General features: G+C 65.2%; 13 protein-coding genes. 9 read left to right on the top strand and 4 right to left on the bottom strand.

Annotated features, from left to right (window positions below):
* Positions 1-23: 23 nt before the first annotated feature.
* Positions 24-1,805 (top strand): DUF885 domain-containing protein, encoded by a 1,782-nt coding sequence (locus AC3IPM_RS19085; protein WP_489301804.1) that lies wholly within the window; start codon positions 24-26, stop codon positions 1,803-1,805.
* 134 nt (positions 1,806-1,939) lie between these two features.
* On the opposite strand, the gene AC3IPM_RS19080 is transcribed toward AC3IPM_RS19085, so the two are convergent.
* From AC3IPM_RS19080 to AC3IPM_RS19065, 4 genes are read right to left on the bottom strand one after another with little or no spacing between them, the layout of a single operon-like run.
* Positions 1,940-5,149: an efflux RND transporter permease subunit gene (locus AC3IPM_RS19080; RefSeq protein WP_489301803.1), complete on the bottom strand. Its 3,210-nt coding sequence runs from the start codon at positions 5,147-5,149 to the stop codon at positions 1,940-1,942.
* A gap of 11 nt (positions 5,150-5,160) precedes the next feature.
* A complete protein-coding gene (locus tag AC3IPM_RS19075) occupies positions 5,161-6,375 on the bottom strand; it encodes an efflux RND transporter periplasmic adaptor subunit (RefSeq protein ID WP_489301802.1) in 1,215 nt (404 codons plus the stop codon).
* On the bottom strand, positions 6,372-7,625 hold the full coding sequence (locus AC3IPM_RS19070) for a TolC family protein (protein ID WP_489301801.1): 1,254 nt from the start codon (positions 7,623-7,625) through the stop codon (positions 6,372-6,374). Before AC3IPM_RS19070 ends, AC3IPM_RS19075 begins: the two co-directional genes overlap by 4 nt.
* Positions 7,626-7,681: 56 nt before the next feature.
* Positions 7,682-8,038: a hypothetical protein gene (locus tag AC3IPM_RS19065; protein ID WP_489301800.1), complete on the bottom strand. Its 357-nt coding sequence runs from the start codon at positions 8,036-8,038 to the stop codon at positions 7,682-7,684.
* A 105-nt stretch (positions 8,039-8,143) separates the two neighbouring features.
* On the opposite strand from AC3IPM_RS19065, the gene AC3IPM_RS19060 reads away from it, so the two are divergent.
* The 8 genes from AC3IPM_RS19060 to bla all read left to right on the top strand — a co-directional run bounded on the left by AC3IPM_RS19060 (position 8,144) and on the right by bla (position 16,529).
* Positions 8,144-8,653, top strand: coding sequence for a DNA polymerase III subunit epsilon (locus tag AC3IPM_RS19060; RefSeq protein WP_489301799.1), 510 nt, complete (start codon positions 8,144-8,146; stop codon positions 8,651-8,653).
* A 22-nt stretch (positions 8,654-8,675) separates the two neighbouring features.
* Positions 8,676-8,855 (top strand): hypothetical protein, encoded by a 180-nt coding sequence (locus AC3IPM_RS19055; protein WP_489304245.1) that lies wholly within the window; start codon positions 8,676-8,678, stop codon positions 8,853-8,855.
* Positions 8,856-8,957: 102 nt separating this feature from the next.
* Entirely contained in the window at positions 8,958-11,843 is a 2,886-nt protein-coding gene (locus AC3IPM_RS19050) for a P-loop NTPase fold protein (RefSeq protein WP_489301798.1), read from the top strand.
* Between the two features lie 231 nt (positions 11,844-12,074).
* Entirely contained in the window at positions 12,075-12,311 is a 237-nt protein-coding gene (gene rpmB / locus AC3IPM_RS19045; RefSeq protein ID WP_005411638.1) for a 50S ribosomal protein L28, read from the top strand.
* Positions 12,312-12,321: 10 nt separating this feature from the next.
* The gene (gene rpmG, locus AC3IPM_RS19040) at positions 12,322-12,489 is read left to right on the top strand and encodes a 50S ribosomal protein L33 (RefSeq protein WP_172407465.1); all 168 of its coding nucleotides are present in this window, start codon (positions 12,322-12,324) and stop codon (positions 12,487-12,489) included.
* Between the two features lie 109 nt (positions 12,490-12,598).
* Positions 12,599-14,017 (top strand): cardiolipin synthase, encoded by a 1,419-nt coding sequence (gene cls, locus AC3IPM_RS19035; protein WP_489304220.1) that lies wholly within the window; start codon positions 12,599-12,601, stop codon positions 14,015-14,017.
* Positions 14,018-14,069: 52 nt separating this feature from the next.
* The gene (locus AC3IPM_RS19030) at positions 14,070-15,467 is read left to right on the top strand and encodes an FAD/NAD(P)-binding protein (RefSeq protein WP_489304218.1); all 1,398 of its coding nucleotides are present in this window, start codon (positions 14,070-14,072) and stop codon (positions 15,465-15,467) included.
* Between the two features lie 105 nt (positions 15,468-15,572).
* Positions 15,573-16,529, top strand: a complete 957-nt coding sequence (gene bla / locus AC3IPM_RS19025) for a subclass B3 metallo-beta-lactamase (RefSeq protein WP_489301797.1) — start codon at positions 15,573-15,575, stop codon at positions 16,527-16,529.
* Positions 16,530-16,531 lie beyond the last annotated feature (2 nt).

Genomic DNA, 16,531 nt, shown 5'->3' with positions numbered 1-16,531 from the left:
CCGTCCACCGGGAACCGCTGATCGTGAAATCGCCCCTCGTCACCGCGCTGCTGCTCGCCCTGGCCCTTCCTGCAGGCGCCGCCCTGGCCGCGCCGCCGGCGGCCCCTGCCGCCGCCCCGGCTACCCTGGCCGCCGAAAGCGCTGCCGATGCGCAGTTCCGCGAGATCTACGAGACCGAGTGGAAGTGGCGCCAGGCCGGTGGCGGCGAAGCCAGCGAAGACGGTGATGGCCCGGCCAATGCCACCCGCATGCCCGATGTCGGCGCATCGGCCCAGCAGGGGCGGCTGAAGATCTGGGACGAGGTGCTGGCCAAGCTCGGCAAGATCGACCCCAAGACGCTGTCGGCCACCAACCAGATCAACTATGCGATCTACCACGACCAGGTCTTCAACCTGGCCGCCGCTGTGCGTCTGCGCAGCTACGAAATGCCGTTCAACGCCGACTCCTCGTTCTGGTCCAACCTCTCGTTCATGGCCCGCCGCGAGATGAAGACCGCGCAGGACTATCGCAACTACCTCGCGCGCCTCAACGATGTGCCGCGCTATTTCGACCAGCAGACAGACAACATGCGTGCCGGGCTCAAGCGCGGTTTCAGTGTGCCGCGCGCGGTGCTCGACGGCCGCGAAGTCTCCATCGCCACCGTGTCCGAGCTGAAGGACCCGACCGCCTCACCGCTGTATGCCCCGTTCAAGAAGCTGCCGGCCAGCATCCCCGCCGCCGAGCAGGCCGCGCTGCAGGCGCAGGCGCGCCAGGCCATCAGTGCCAGCGTGGTGCCGGCGTTCGTCAAGCTGCGTACCTTCTTCGTCACCGAGTACGTGCCGCAGGCGCGCACCACCCTAGCCGCCGAGGCCATGCCCGACGGCAAGGCGTACTACAAGCAGCAGATCCACGAATACACCACGCTGGACCTGTCCCCGGATGAGATCCACCGCATCGGCCTGGGCGAAGTGGCGCGCATCCAGAAGGAGATGAACCAGATCATCCAGCAGGTCGGTTTCAAGGGCAGCTTCGGCGAGTTCCTGACCTTCCTGCGCACCGACCCGCAGTTCTACGCCAAGACCCCCAACGAGCTGCTGTATCGCGCGGCGTGGATCTCCAAGCGCATCGACGGGGTGATCGGCAAGTACATGACCCTGCCGCGCGCGCGCTTCACCATCGTGCCGGTGCCGCCGGACATCGCCCCGTTCTGGACCGCCGGCCGCGGTGGCATGGGCACCTACTGGCTCAACACCTACAACCTGCCGGCGCGCCCGTTGTACAACCTGCCGGCGCTGACCCTGCACGAGTCCGACCCCGGCCATGCGCTGCAGGGCGCGTTGGCGGCCGAGCAGGGTGAGCAGCCCGAGTTCCGCCGCAATGCCTACATCTCCGCCTACGGCGAGGGCTGGGGCCTGTACAGCGAAAAGCTTGGCGTGGAGATGGGCATCTACGAAACCCCGTATGAGGATTTCGGCCGCCTGACCTACGAAATGTGGCGTGCCGCGCGGCTGGTGATCGACACCGGTGTACACAGCAAGGGCTGGACCCGCGAGCAGGCGCTGGCCTACCTGCGCGACCACACCGCGCTGAGCGAGCATGAAGTGACCACCGAAGTGGACCGCTACATCTCCTGGCCGGGCCAGGCGCTGAGTTACAAGCTGGGCGAGATCGCGATCGTGCGCCTGCGTGCGCAGGCCGAGAAGGAGCTGGGTGACACGTTCGACGTCAAGAGCTTCCATGACGCCGTGCTCAAGCAGGGCTCGGTGCCGCTGCCGGTGCTGGAAGAACAGATCCAGGCGTACATCGCGGAACGCAAGAAGGCCTGATTCAATCAGGGTAGTGCCGGCCGCTGGCCGGCAACGTCGAACAATCGCGGCGCGTGCAGGTTGCCGGCCAGCGGCCGGCACTACCGGGCACCGGGAAACGGGGTCGGATCACATCGATCCGACCCCGTCTTGTTTCAGCCCGCCGGCCGCACCCTCGCCACGCGTGCGGCGAAGGCTGGCAGCACCAGCAGCGTCAACGCGGTGGCGGTGATCAGCCCGCCGATCACCACTGTTGCCAGCGGTTTCTGCACTTCGGCGCCGGAACCACTGGCGATCGCCATCGGAATGAACCCGACAATGGCCACCAGCGCGGTGGTCAGCACCGCGCGGATGCGGCTGGAAGCACCGTTGATCGCGGCCAGCATCGGCACATCACCAGCATCAAGCCGCTCGCGGATCGACTGCATCAGCACCAGGCCATTGAGCGTGGCCACGCCGGACACCGCGATGAAGCCCACCGCGGCCGAGACCGAGAACGGCATCCCGCGCAGCAGCAGGGCGAGCACGCCGCCGACCAGCGCCAGCGGCACGCAACTGAACACCAGGATGGCTTCCTTGCCGCTGCGCAGGGCCATGAACAACAGGCTGCCGATCAGCAGGAACACCACCGGCACCACCGTGGCCAAGCGCTTCTCCGCGCGCTGCAGGTTCTCGAACTGGCCACCCCAGGTCAGGTAGGTCCCCGGCGGCAGTGCGACATCGGCCACCGCGGTCTGCGCCGCGCCGACGAAGCCACCCAGGTCGCGGCCACGCACGTTGGCCTGCACCACCACACGGCGGCTGCCGTTGTTGCGGCTGATCTGGTTGGGCCCCTCGGTGACGGTGATGCGGGCCACCGACGACAGCGGAATCACCAACCCGGTCGGCGTGGCGATGGGCAGCGAGGCGAGCTGGTCCGGATTGTTGCGCGCGGCATCGTCCAGGCGCACCACCACATCGAAACGGCGGTCGCCTTCGAAGATCTTGCCGGCCGCGGTGCCGCCGATACCGGTCGACAGCGCGTCGCTCACATCCGCGGCGGTCAGCCCGTACTGCGCCGCCGCCACGTGATCGATCTTCACGTTGAGCGTGGGCAGGCCGGAAATCTGCTCGACCCGCACATCGGCCGCACCTTCCACCGCACGCAGTTTCAACGCGACCTGGTCGGCCACCTTCTGCAGCGCGCTGAAGTCATCGCCGTAGATCATCACCGCCAGGTCGGTACGCACGCCGGAGATCAACTCGTTGAAGCGCAGTTCGATCGGCTGGCTGAACTCGAAGCTGTTGCCCAGCTGCTGCCCGGCCAACGTCTCGAAACGGGCCACCAGCGCTTCCTTGTCCAGTGACGGATCGGGCCAGTCCTTGCGCGGCTTGAGCACGATCACGCTGTCGGAGATGTTGGTCGGCATCGGATCGATCGCCGCTTCGGCGGTACCGGTCCGCGAGAACACGGTGTCCACTTCCGGCTGCGTAGCCAGCGCTTTTTCCAGCGCCAGCTGCATCGCCAACGACTGCTCCAGCGAGGTCGACGGCACGCGCAGGGCCTGCATGGCGACGTTGCCTTCATCCAAGGTCGGCATGAACTCGCGGCCGAGCAGGGTGAACGACCCGATGCCCACCACCACCATCATCACCGCACCGGCGATCACTGTGCGTGGACGCGCCACCGCCTGCCGGATCACCGGCTCGATGCGCGCACGCAGGAAGCGGATGAGCTTGGTCTCGTGCTCGCCATTGTCCGGGTGGTCGTCGCCTTCCTTGAGCTTGGGCTCACGCACCACCAGCGCGGCCATGGCCGGCACGAAGGTGAAGGAGAAGATGAAGGCGCCGATCAGGGCCAGCATGAAGGTCGCCGCCATCGGGTGGAACGTCTTGCCCTCCACGCCTTCCAGGGTGAGGATCGGGGCGAACACCAGCAGGATGATCAACTGGCCGAATGCAGCCGGCCGCGCCATCTTGCGTGCCGAATCGGCGGCCACGCGCAGCCGCTCCATCGCGGTCAACGCACGCCCCAGTTCGGCACGGCGCTGGCCCAGCATCAGCAGCGTGGATTCAATCACGATCACCGCACCGTCCACCAGGATGCCGAAGTCCAGCGCGCCCAGGCTCATCAGGTTGCCGCTGATGCCGAAGCGGTTCATGCCGATCACCGCGAACAGGAACGACAGCGGAATCACCAGCGCGGTGATCGTGGCCGCGCGCAGGTTGCCCAGCAGCAGGAACAGGACCACCACCACCAGCAGCGCGCCCTCGGTGAGGTTCTTGGCCACGGTCTTGATGGTGGAATTCACCAGCACGCTGCGATCCAGCACCGGTTCGGCCACGATGCTGGGGGGCAGCGAGGTGTTGACCTGCTCCAGTCGTGCCGCAGCCGCCTGCGCCACGGTGCGGCTGTTGCCGTCGGCGATCATCAGCGCGGTGCCCAGTACGGCTTCATGGCCGTTGCGGCTGGCCGCGCCCAGGCGTGGTGCGCGGCTGAGGGCCACCTCGGCCACATCGCTCACGCGGACCACCACGCCGTTGCGGGTGGCCACCGGTGCCTGGGCCAGGTCCTCGGTGGTCAAGGCCAGGCCATCGGCACGCACCACCAGCCCTTCGCCGGCACGTTGCACGAAGCCGGCGCCGGCCTGCACGTTGGAACGCTGCAGGGCCTGCACCAGGTCGGCCAGGCCCAGCCCATGCGCGGCCAATCGCGCGCTGTCCGGGTGCACACCATATTCCTTGACGTAGCCGCCCACCGTGTCGACCCCGGCCAGGCCGGGACTGGAGCGCATCTGCGGGGCGATGATCCAGTCCTGCACGGTGCGCAGGTAGGTGGCGCGTTCTTCCGGTGTGCGCAGCAGGGTGCCTTCCGGGGTGCGGTACACCTCACCGGCCTGCCAGCCGGCGTCACCGGGCTTGGCCAGCTTGGCCGGATCGAACGCGGTGAAGTCCACCGTCCACATCAGCACTTCGCCCAGGCCGGTGGTGACCGGCGACAGCATCGGCGAGGCACCGTCGGGCAACGCGTCGGCGGCCTCGCGCATGCGCTCGGTCACCTGCTGGCGGGCGAAGTAGATGTCGGTCTGGTCGGTGAAGATCGCGGTGACCTGCGAGAAACCATTGCGCGACAGCGAACGGGTGGTGGTCAGGCCGGGAATGCCGGCCAATGCGGTTTCCAGCGGATAGGTCACCTGCCGCTCGATCTGCTCGGGGGTCAGCGCCGGTGCCACGGTATTGATCTGCACCTGGCGGTTGGTGATGTCCGGGACGGCGTCGACCGGCAGCTTGCCAAGCTGGAACAGGCCGACCGCGGCGATCAGCGCCGCCAGGAAGACCATCAGCCAGCGGAAGCGCACCGCGCTTTCAATGATGAGCTTGAACATGGGGGCGCTCCTCAGTGACCGTGCTCGGCTTCGCCCTTGGCCAGTTCGGCCTTGAGCAGGAAAGCGTTGGCGCCAACGATGCGTTCGTTGCCCACCAGGCCCGAGAGGATCTCGATGCGATCACCGGCACGTCGGCCGGCCAGCACCGGCTGCACCTTGAAGCCGCCTTCGACGGCGACGAACACCGCACTGCTGCCATCCACGTTCTGCACGGCATCGGCCGGCACGCTCAACGCGCCGTCCTGGCCGTCGATCACCACCACCGCCGAGACCGGCGAACCGGCCGGCGGCAACGTGGCATCCACCGGCATGGCACGAATCACCGCCACGCCGCCCTGTTGGCGCACATCGGCCGCGGCGCCGGTAACGGTGGCGGTGAAACTGCCGTTGGAGGTGCTTACTTCCAGGCGCATGCCCGGGCTGACCTGCGCGGCCAGCGCGGGCGGGGCGGTGAACACCAGCTCGTTCATGGTCGGATCGGCGACATCGGCGATGGGGCTACCGGCGGCCACCACGCCACCGGGGGTGACCTGCACGTTGCCGACGATGCCGGCCACCGGGCTGGTGATGCGCACCCGGCCACTGCTGTCCGGTGAACCATTCGCGGCGGCCTGGGCCTGCGCGGCGGCGGCCTGGGCCTGGGCGGCCAGCGAACGCGCACGCGAGGCCTCCAGGTCCTGCCGGGCCACCACGCCCTGCTCGACCAGCGCCTTGTCGCGACCATGCGCCAGGCGCGCGGCCTCGGCTTCGGCGGCGGCGGCCACGGCATTGGCACGGAACACCGCCGCTTCACCGCTGACCACCACGGCCAACGCCTGGTTCTGCTTCACTGCGGTGCCGGGCGCGACCAGCACGCGTTCAACGCGGCCGGCCACGGTGGAGGCCACCGAGGCGCGTGCACCCACCGAGGGTTCAACGCGGCCGGACAGCCGGGTCGAAGCACCGCCACCGCGGCCTACCGCGACCACGTCGATGCCCGAGGCCTTGATCTGTTCGGATGTCAGCAGCACCACGCCTTCATCGGCATCGGCAGCGGTGTTGCCGGGGGCGCCGGTTTCCGTTTTGGCTTCCTTGCTGTCGGCGGCATGGCCGTGGCCGTCATCAGCGGCCGTCTTGGCGGCGGCTTTCTCTTCGGCTTGCGGTGTCTGCGCATTGCCGGCGCAACCGGCCAGCAGCACGATCAGCAGCGCACTGCCGATCAGGGGGAAAGAGCGGGACAGGTTCATCGGGCCTCCACAAATGGTGCGCGCCCTTCGAGGCGGGCGAGATCGATTTCCGCAGCAACGCGCGACAGCCGCGCATCCACCGCAGTGCCGCGGGCGGCGATGAGGGCGCTGCGCGTGCTGCGCAGTTCCAGTTGCGAGATGCGGCCGGCGTCGAAGCCGACGCGGGCCAGCCGATACGCTTCTTCGGCGGCGACCACGCTTTCATCGGAGGCTCGGGTACGGCTGCCGGCCGCCTTCAGTCCGGCAATCGCCGACAGCCGTTCGGCATTGCTGTCGCGGCGCTGCTGGTCCAGGCGTGCCTCGGCCGCGCGCTGCTCGGCAGACGCCGCGCGCACACCGCCACGGTTGCGGTCGAACAGCGGGATGGAGAGGCTGACCCCGAGGTTGTAGGCGCGCTCGCCGCTTTCGCGAAAACGCGTCTGCGCCACGGTGGCGCTCAGGTCGGGCAGGGCGCGCTTGCGCTCCACCTCGACCAACCGGCCGGCCGCCTCGGCTTCGCTTTCGGCCACCCGCACCGCCAGCGCGACATCGCCGGCGCCGCGCGGCAACGGCGGGCTGCGGTCGAGCAGGCTTTCAGCGATGGTCTGTACCGGCGTGTCGAGCAGGGCGGTACCGGCCAGGCGGGCCAGGGCGGCCTCGCGGAACGCCTGTGCTTCGTCCCGTGCAGCGGTGGCGTTGGCCACTTCACTCTGCGCCTGCACCGCACGCAGTTGGGGCTCACGGCCCTGTTTGACCATGGCGGTGACGGCGGCCGCGTCGTCGCGGGTCAGCGCCAGCGCTTCGTCGGCCAGGGTGTAGCGGCGCAGGGCGCTTTCGGCCTGTGCATACACGGCGGCCAGCTGGCTGGCCACATCGCTGCGGCTCTGCGTGCCGCGCAGGGAGGCGGCCTGGGCTTCGGCCCGGGCGGCACGCACGCGGGCGCCGCGCTGGCCCCAGATCTCCAGCGGCTGGGACAGGGTGAGCACGCTGTCGGACTTGCCCATGCCCGCATAGGCGCCACTGCCCCAGGCGTTTTCGGCTGTGTAGGACAGTGACGGGTTGGGCAGTGCCCGGGCCTGGTCGGCACGGGCATCGGCGGCCTCGGCCAGCGCCACGCCCTGGCGGGTGCCGGGCAGCTGGTCGAGTCGTTCAAGCAGGGTGTCATAGGACGGGGCGGCTTGCGCCATCGCCTGCGCTGCGGGGGTCAGGCCCAGCAGCACGGCAACGACCAGCCCGACCGCGCGCGGCGGCCGACGGATCTGGATCGACATAGGGGGATTCCGGTTGTGAGTGAAACGGGAGCCCGCGATTGCGGGACGCGCTCAGCTCACGCCCGGGGGGGGCGCGTCAATTCATCCAGCGTGACCGCATAGGTCACGGCATCGCCGACCGGCATCCAGCGCGCCATCAACGGCGCAGCGAACGCGGCGAAGTGCTGCGCCGGCAGGCTCAGGGTGGAGTGGTGGCAGTGGTTGTGGCTGCAGGCACCGCCGCCGGCATGCTTGCCGCTGTCGGTATCGCCATCGGCGTCAGTATCGGCCGCGTCGGCCGTGGCCTCCACATGCAGCGTGCTGGTATGCGGTTCCACCGAACACGCCAGTGCATCGGCCACCGGCACGACCACGAATGCCGCCATCAGCAGCATCAGCAGGTACGTACTCAGTTGGCGGGTGATCCGGCGCATGAAGGGATGCTAGCAAGCGGTTTTCGCCGGATACAATATCAACGGCGACCTCGGGAAAATGTCGGCGTATCCCGTTCAGGTGGCCATCCAACCCCAAGGAGTAGCATGACGCGATTGATCACCCTGGACACCGAGACCACCGGCATTTCGCACCGGATGGGCCATCGGGTCATCGAGATCGGCGCGGTGGAACTCATCGACGGCTGCATCACCGGCCGCCAGTTCCATACCTACCTGCAGCCGGAGCGCGCGGTGGACTGGGGCGCCCGGCGCGTGCACGGTATCAGCGATGCGATGCTGGTCGGCCAACCGTTGTTCGCCAGCAAGGCGGCCGCGCTGCTGGACTTCCTGGGCGGCAGCGAAATGGTGGCGCACAACGCCAGCTTCGACGTGGGTTTCCTGGACAACGAACTGCGCCTGGCCGGTATTCCCGGCGGGCTCGGCCAGCACTGCCAGGTCACCTGCAGCCTCAAACTGGCCCGCAAGCGCTGGCCGGGCCTGCCCAACAAGCTCGATGACCTGCTGCAGCGCCTGCGCATCCCGCACAGCCGCGGCCTGCACGGGGCCCTGAAGGACGCGCACCTGCTGGCCCAGGTGGTCCCGCATCTGCGCTAGCTGCGCATTCAGGCGCCTGCCTGTGGACAATGGAGCGCTCGCCATCGGCCTGATCGTCGATGGCGCGGTGATCATCATCGAGAATTGTCTGCATCGCTTCGGCGAAGACCAGTACGCCCTCGGTCGTAATATGACCCTCACCGAGCGCTTCGCTGGGACCGCCAGTGTCACCTGCGAAGTGATGCGCCACATTCTGTTATGACCCTACACCCCCCTGTTTCCTAGCCACCAAGAGAGTTGCTGTTGAAGGCAATCCCTTCAATTGTCATAGTTCACACATCTTACCTCTTACAAAGCAATGTAAATGAGCTTGCGAACTAGATCCTCAAGGATGATGGATTTCGAGGTCACAGCAAAGATGGTGCTTGCTGGAGCACTATTTCAACTAGTAGCTCAATCTTCTTTTGTTCTTGGCAGCAGCCTCTGGCTCGGCTATTACGAGGATAGTCCAGTCCTCGCAACCATGTTGGTGCTATCTCTAGCGCTCATCACAGTGACCTACGTGATGGAACGGAATCCGTTGAAGTACGTTCGAACTATTGTGAAGGCAGATCGCGTGGATCTGTTCTTTGCTATGGCGATTGGGGCAGGAATGACTTTTTATATCGTTCCATACCTTGGTCTCGAGGGGCGCCTCCTTCGTGTTGACCACGCACTGACCTCACTCGTGTTGGCGATTCTAAGTGTGTCGATGGGAGCATCGCTGCTAAAAGAGGAAAGAGCCACGCGAGTTCCGGAGGCGCAGGATGGATTCGCGTTTCTGTCAGATGAAGAGATCGAAGACGCTGACCTCGATCTTTTGAATAGTCGTGTTCTAGCCGACAAGTTCGCGTCAATCGTTGCAACAGAGAGCGCCAGAGGTGCGATCGTATTTGGTATCGATGGACCGTGGGGGATTGGAAAAAGCACGTTCGTGAACTTCGCGCAGCGAACATGGGATTTGAATGAAGGAATTATTGTCTTCCGTTTCGAGCCGCTAAAGCATCCGGCGGATAAGGATCTGGTCAGATCGTTTATCCAAGAGCTGTCAGGTGAACTTCGCTCCAGATTCTTTGCTCCCGAGCTTCGTCCATTGGCATCTAGATACGCACGTATTTTTAAAGCGGACCCGTCGGTCTCAGTTCCAGGTTTAAAGCTATCGGTTGATCCCGACGGAAGCACAATCGATGAGATTGTTTTGGATGTCAGTAGGTCTCTTGAAAGGGTTGGGAAACGGGTGATTGTGGTGGTCGATGACTTGGACAGAATTGATCATGAGACGGTGAAGCGTGTTCTCTTCATGATTAGGCGATCAATGTCTGCGCGGAATGTAACGTATGTGCTCGTATATGATACAGAGCGCCTCGTATCCCGCTCGGGAAATGAAGAGACGCGCGAGTACTTGGAAAAATTTGTCAACGCGAAGATATCTCTTTTTGTTGATCTCGAAGCGTTGGGTGGGTTTCTTAGAGAAGGGTGGAGGACATCTCTTCCGCAAGGTCAATCCCGACAGTCTGCTAGAGTCTTTGGGCTGCAATCCATCCTCTCCGAACTTGCAGGTATCTTGGAAGGAAGTTCTGGGGGTAAATATGTCGGCATGATGGGAAACATCAGGAAGATCAAACGGCTTATCAATGCCATGCTTTTGATGGAGATGGAGATCGTTGAGCTCCATCAAACCGACTTTGATCGTCGAGATCTGGTGCATCTCCTGCTTCTCTACCTTACTTGCCCGGGGGTATTTCGAGATATATATGCCAGTGAGGGTGAAAACAGGGAGGGCATGTTCTCCCTGCGCCCGGTAACGAGCCCTGGAGTAGTGGGCTATGAAAACCACCAAGAATTGAGCGCATATCAGGATCGAATTGCGCCTGAGCAGCGATATCTTGTCGCCCAGCTATTTGAAGTGGGTGCGCGCGATCTTGTCAATCAAAGGCCAAGTAGAGAACAGATAAACACGCTTGCGTGCTTCAACTCCTCCGGTCGCCGAAATTTGTCTGCGTATCTTCGGCTTATCGTACGATCAGTTGTTCCGGATCCATTGCAAACAGAGGCGCTTTACGAAGGGCTACTCACAAGAGTTCGGTCTGGCGCTGCACTCTCGGAGGTGCTGGTCGATTCATTGTTGAAGGGGAATGATGGGGCCCATGTAAAGTTCTGGGGTTCGCTCGCCGCCTCTGCTAAGAGTTTTGATCAAGCAAAGCTCGTTGAGGCGATTGCTACCATTGTTCGAATGCTGCCATCCTACGATTCCAGAGCGATCTCTGGCCCTTCTCCGAGATCATCGGTGGTTTACTCGCTCGCGATTATCATAAATTCCACATTTGGCGAGATCGTTCAAGGAGAGGCCGAGGAGGCCACGCGAACCGAGCAAATTAGGAATTTAATCCTTGGTGTGGATGGAGGCGAGGGGGTGTTTAGAGCCCTTGCATCACCTGTGCGCGGCATATCTGGCATACATGACATGATGTTGTTCCGATTACTTTGTTGTGCAGATCGAGGAAATCAGCTCCGAAATATTCATCTTGCATTGGTTCCTGGTCAACTGAGAAATCGTGTTGCGTCAATCCACAATCGTGTTGTGGTAGATGGCGTCCGCCAGCTTTCGCAGATAGCGTTCGGCATCTTCAAGGCAAGATACGTGGATCAGGGGCTGAACTTCATGGAGTCTATGGCAGATGACATGGCGGTTGACTTAGCCACGGATGAGGTGGTGGTAACAGACAAATTCGGGAAGGGATTCATTGCCTACCAGTTGACGAATACCTCGGCTCCAACGGGGAGTGGGGTCGGGTGCGGATATTTTGACGAGATTGGTACCGACGATAGCAAAGGAATTTCTCGGGCCATGAACGAGTATCTATTCGATCATTGTTTTTCGCCAAAGATTGAAGCGAACAGGTTGGCATTTGCCGACTACTGCTTGGCGAACTTTTCGCGGGACTACTTTGATGACGCAGGACCTACTCCCACGAGACAGTCCTTGGAGCAGGGGCTGGATCCCTTGGCATTTAGGGACTTCTGGCGCGTTCATGGCCATGAATACAGAACTGCCGGTCTTGAGAAGCTCAATCGCAAGGTTGTTACTGCCAATTACTCGGCTACGTACCAGTCCAATCTCTTGGAGGTCTGGGAGGTCTTGGACCGGGTGGATCCTATCGACCCGACCGGAGAAGAGGCAACCTCGGCCCCAGATCAGTACACTGAATAGCAATGGAAGTAGACTGCGACCGCGATCGGTCGGGGTTGCTATGTTCAGAAGATATAGGCATAATGCGCGGCTCGCTGTGTCCAGAAAACCTCTGGATCGGTGGCCGGGAACACGTCATCCGGCTCGCCCTCGTCAGCGTAACCCTTTGATTCTCATGATGTGTGGCGGGAAACCGTCGAGGCCGCCGTCGCCCGGGCTATGGGCTGACAATTACTTTCATCGAGGTGCGCAATGTCCCGCGTATGCCAAGTTTCCGGCAAGCGAGTGCAGACGGGTAACAACGTCTCGCACGCCAACAACAAGACCCGCCGTCGTTTCCTGCCCAACCTGCACGAGCGCCGCTTCTGGGTTGCCAGCGAGAACCGCTGGGTCAAGCTTCGTGTTTCCGCGCATGCCCTGCGCACCATCGACAAGAACGGTATCGATTCCGTTCTGGCTGAGCTGCGTGCGCGCGGCGAAAAGGTCTGAGGAGTAAACGATCATGGCAGGCAAGCGCGACAAGATCCGTCTGATTTCGACGGCCAACACTGGCCACTTCTACACGACGGACAAGAACAAGAAGAACACCCCCGGGAAGATGGAATTCCTGAAGTACGATCCGGTCGTGCGCAAGCACGTCCTGTACAAGGAAGGCAAGATCAAGTAATCCGTCACCGGATTGTTTGATTCCCGCGAAAAACCCGCCGAGAGGCGGGTTTTTTGTTGGGCGCACCGCCCGTGGCAGAATGCCTGCGACATCCCCGACGGGCGACACGATGCTGTTCGAGTGGCTGCTGGGCTCATGGTTGCTGATGCTGGACTGGCTGATCCGGCTGGCCGCGCTGTTCTGGATTCCCACCCGCACCACGCCCGGGGCTGCGCGCAGCTGGCTGCTGCTGGTCGGTTTCGTGCCATTGCTGGGGTTGCCGCTGTACCTGCTGTTCGGCCACCCGTGGCTGTCGCGCCAGCGCGTGCAGCGCCAGGCCGAGGCCTCCCAGGTGATCCGCGAGGAACAGGCACTGCAGCCGCCGTTGCGCTGGACCCCGGTGGCGGACACCGCCACCGCCGAGATCGTGCCGCTGATCGAACGCCAGGGCGACTTCATGCCGATCCACGGCAACGCGGTCGAACTGCTCAATGATTACGACGCCTCGCTGCAGGCGTTGATCGCCGATATCGACCAGGCCCGTGACCGCGTCCACCTGCTGTACTACCTGATGTTCGACGACGCGGTGGGCGAGGCGATCGTGCAGGCGCTGCAGCGCGCCGCCGCGCGCGGGGTGCACTGCCGCCTGCTGCTGGATGCGGTGGGCGCCAAGCGTGGCCTGCGCCACTACCGGCACCGGCTGCAGGCGTTGGGCGTGGATGTACGAGCGATGCTGCCCGGCGGCCTGCGCTGGCGCCGCAGTGGGCGCATGGACCTGCGCAACCACCGCAAGATCGCGGTGATCGACAACCGGGTCGGTTACATCGGCTCGCAGAACCTGGCCCAGCCGCAGTTCGTGCCCGGGTCCCCGAACAAGGAGCTGGTCGCGCGCGTGCGCGGCCCGGCCGTGGCGCACCTGGAGGCCGTGTTCGCCAGCGACTGGTACATGGAAACCGGCCAGCGCCTGGAGGTGATGACGGCCGTGCCGGTGTGCTCGGCCGATGTCGCCACCCAGCTGCTGCCCAGCGGCCCGGCGTATCCGTTCAGCAACGCGCGCGACGCGGTCAACGCACTGATCCACCTGGCGCGGCGGCGGATCGTGCTGGTCACGCCGTATTTCGTTCCCGATGAAGCCACGCTCAGCGCACTGCGCATCGCCGCGCTGTCCGGCGTGCAGGTGCAGTTGATCCTGTCGGCCAGCAGCAACCAGCGGCTCACCGCGTGGGCGCAGGAGGCCTACTACGACGAACTGCTGCGCAGCGGTGTGCGCATCGCGCTGTACCAGCCCAGCTTCCTGCATGCCAAGCACCTGACCGTGGATGAGGACATCGCGCTGGTCGGTTCGATCAACCTGGATATCCGCTCGTTCGCGCTCAACGCCGAGATCGGCATGCTCTGCTATGACACCGGCATCGTGGCGCAGTTGCTGCAGATCGAGAACGACTACCTCGGACAATCGCGCCAGCTCGAGCTGGCCAGCTGGCGCCAGCGTGCGACCTGGCGACGCAGCCGCGAAGGCATCGCGCGGCTGGCCGATGCGCTGATGTGAAACCGCAGCGGTCTGAACCTGTGGCCACCGCCGCAACGGGACTGTCGCCGGCATCGCCTACAATCACGGCATGACTGTTACCGCACCTCCCCGCCAGCACGACCTGGCCATCATCGGCGGCGGTGCTGCCGGCGTCCTGGTCGCGCTGAACGCGCTGCATGCAGCGACGGGCCCGTTGCGCGTGGTGCTGTTCGAGCCGGCCTCGGCCCTGGCCGAAGGCATCGCCTACGCCACCCCGTGGCCGGAGCACCTGCTCAACGTGCCGGCCGGCAAGATGAGCGCACTGCCCGCGCAGCCGGCGGATTTCCTGGCCTACCTGATCGATGTGCAGGCCTTCCCGGCGCTGTCACCCGAGGCGCTGGCCGCCGAGTATGTGCCGCGCCACCACTATGCCGCCTACCTGCGCGCACGCCTGCAGCAGGCTGCCGCGGAAAGTGCCGCCACCCTGGAGGTGGTCGCGCAGCCGGTGCTCGCGCTGCACCCGGAGGCCGCAGGCGTACAGCTGCAGCTCGACGATGGCACGGCCTGGTCGGCGCAGCGCGTGGTACTGGCCTGTGGCAACAGCATGCGGCCGCTGCCGGTGCCCGGCGCCGAGGCGCTGTCACCGGCGCAGGCCGTGGAAGCCTGGGACTACGACGGCGTGCGCGTGCTCGCGGGTGAGCACGATGTGGCCATCATCGGCGCGGGCCTGAGCATGGCCGACAGTGCGCTTGCGCTGGTCCAGGCCGGTCACCGCGGACGTATCCACGTGCTGTCGCGGCATGCGCTGCTGCCGTTGCCGCACGCGCATGGTGCGGTGGCCGAATTCGACCCGCAACCGCTGCTGGCGATGTCGCTGCGCCAGCGCCTGCATGCGCTGCGCGCGCACGCGCGCGATGCAGCGGCGCAGGGCATTCCGTGGCAGGCGGTGATGGACCGCATCCGGCCGATGGGGCAGGCGCTGTGGCGCAGCCTGGATGCGGCCGACCAGCGTCGTTTCCTGCGCCACGGTGCGCGCTACTGGGACGTGCACCGGCACCGCATCGCCGAGTCGGTACACGCCCAGGTGAGCGCGCTGGAGCGCAGCGGCCAGCTGCAGCGCCACCGTGCACGGCTGGACACGCTGCTGGTCCAGGGCGGCATGCTGCAGATCCATGCCCACCACCGGGATCGTGCGCTGCCGCCGCTGCATGTGACGGCGGTGATCAATGCCACGGGCGTGGAAACCCGTGCCGACGCGATGCGCAATCCGTTGGTGCAGCACCTGCTCGCGCAGGGCCATGCACGCCCGGGCCCGCATGGCCTGGGCGTGGACACCACGGCCGAGGAAGGCCAACTGATCGACGCGAACGGCCAGCCGCAGCCGGCCATCCATGTCGTGGGCAGCCTGCGCATCGGCACGCTGTGGGAAAGCCTGGCCATTCCCGAGCTGCGCGTCCAAGCCCAGCAGGCAGCCACCCCACCCCGGTAGTGCCACGCCATGCGTGGCAAATTCTCCTCATACCTCCGGCAAGTTCTTCGCGTTGGTCGGGCCATCGGGCAGCTTCTATGCTCGGGTTTCCCCAAGGAGATGCCGATGTCGTCCTCGCCCCACCGCGCGCTCAGCGCCCTTGCCGCCGCCCTGCTGCTGGGCGCCTGCCAGCCTGCGACGCACGGCTCTGTGCCCGCAACGCCCGCTGCGGCGCCGCCAGCACGCACGGCGGCGGAGTCCGTTCCCGCCTGTCCGGCCAACGCCACCGTGATGGACGGCTGGGACGACCGCGCGCCGCCCCGGCGGATCTACGGCAATACCTGGTATGTGGGCACCTGCGGGCTGACGGCCGTGCTGGTGACCTCCGAGCAGGGCCATATCCTGATCGACGGCGCCAGCGCCGCGGCCGGCCCGTTGATCGAAGCCAACATCCGCGCGCTCGGTTTCGACCCGAAGGACGTGAAGTACCTGCTGAACTCGCATGCGCACCACGACCACGCCGCTGGCCTGGCCTACCTGCAGGGCGTCACCGGCGCCACCGTGCTGGCGCGCACGCCCAGCATCGCCACCCTGCGCAGCGGCAGGAGCGACCGCGACGACCCGCAGCAGCTTGAGCTGGAGGCCGGATTCCCGCCGGTAGCAAAGGTCACGGCCATCGGCGACGACGCCACCGTGCGCGTGGGCCCGCTGGCGCTGACCGCACACGCCACCCCGGGCCACACTCCGGGCGGGACCAGCTGGACCTGGCGTTCCTGCGAGGGCGCGCGCTGCCACGACATCGCCTATACCGACAGCGTCAGTGCGCTCTCGGATGCGCAGTACCGCTACCTGGACCATCCGGCGATGGTGGCCGCCTTCCGCCGCGGCCTGGACACGCTGGCCGCGCTGCCCTGCGATATCCAGATCACCCCGCATCCGCTGGGCAGTGCGCTGTTCGCCCGGCTGCAGGGCGCGCCGGGCACGCCGCTGGTGGATCCTGCCGCGTGCCGGCGCTATGCCCAGAGCGGGCACGCGAATCTGGACGCGCGGCTTGACGATGAGCGTGCCGGGCGCAAACCCTGAAA

Source organism: Stenotrophomonas sp. GL_111, assembly GCF_057835245.1.
Note: the sequence above shows the minus strand (reverse complement) of the source record. Positions and strands in the feature narration are given on the sequence as shown.

Bases quoted from the DNA above. Each gene is read 5' to 3' on its own strand.
- cls (WP_489304220.1), top strand. From the start codon at position 12,599: ATGCTGTTCGAGTGGCTGCTGGGCTCATGGTTGCTGATGCTGGACTGG.
- AC3IPM_RS19050 (WP_489301798.1), top strand. From the start codon at position 8,958: ATGAGCTTGCGAACTAGATCCTCAAGGATGATGGATTTCGAGGTCACA.
- rpmB (WP_005411638.1), top strand. From the start codon at position 12,075: ATGTCCCGCGTATGCCAAGTTTCCGGCAAGCGAGTGCAGACGGGTAAC.
- bla (WP_489301797.1), top strand. From the start codon at position 15,573: ATGTCGTCCTCGCCCCACCGCGCGCTCAGCGCCCTTGCCGCCGCCCTG.
- AC3IPM_RS19075 (WP_489301802.1), bottom strand. From the start codon at position 6,375: ATGAACCTGTCCCGCTCTTTCCCCCTGATCGGCAGTGCGCTGCTGATC.
- AC3IPM_RS19065 (WP_489301800.1), bottom strand. From the start codon at position 8,038: ATGCGCCGGATCACCCGCCAACTGAGTACGTACCTGCTGATGCTGCTG.
- AC3IPM_RS19080 (WP_489301803.1), bottom strand. From the start codon at position 5,149: ATGTTCAAGCTCATCATTGAAAGCGCGGTGCGCTTCCGCTGGCTGATG.
- AC3IPM_RS19070 (WP_489301801.1), bottom strand. From the start codon at position 7,625: ATGTCGATCCAGATCCGTCGGCCGCCGCGCGCGGTCGGGCTGGTCGTT.
- AC3IPM_RS19060 (WP_489301799.1), top strand. From the start codon at position 8,144: ATGACGCGATTGATCACCCTGGACACCGAGACCACCGGCATTTCGCAC.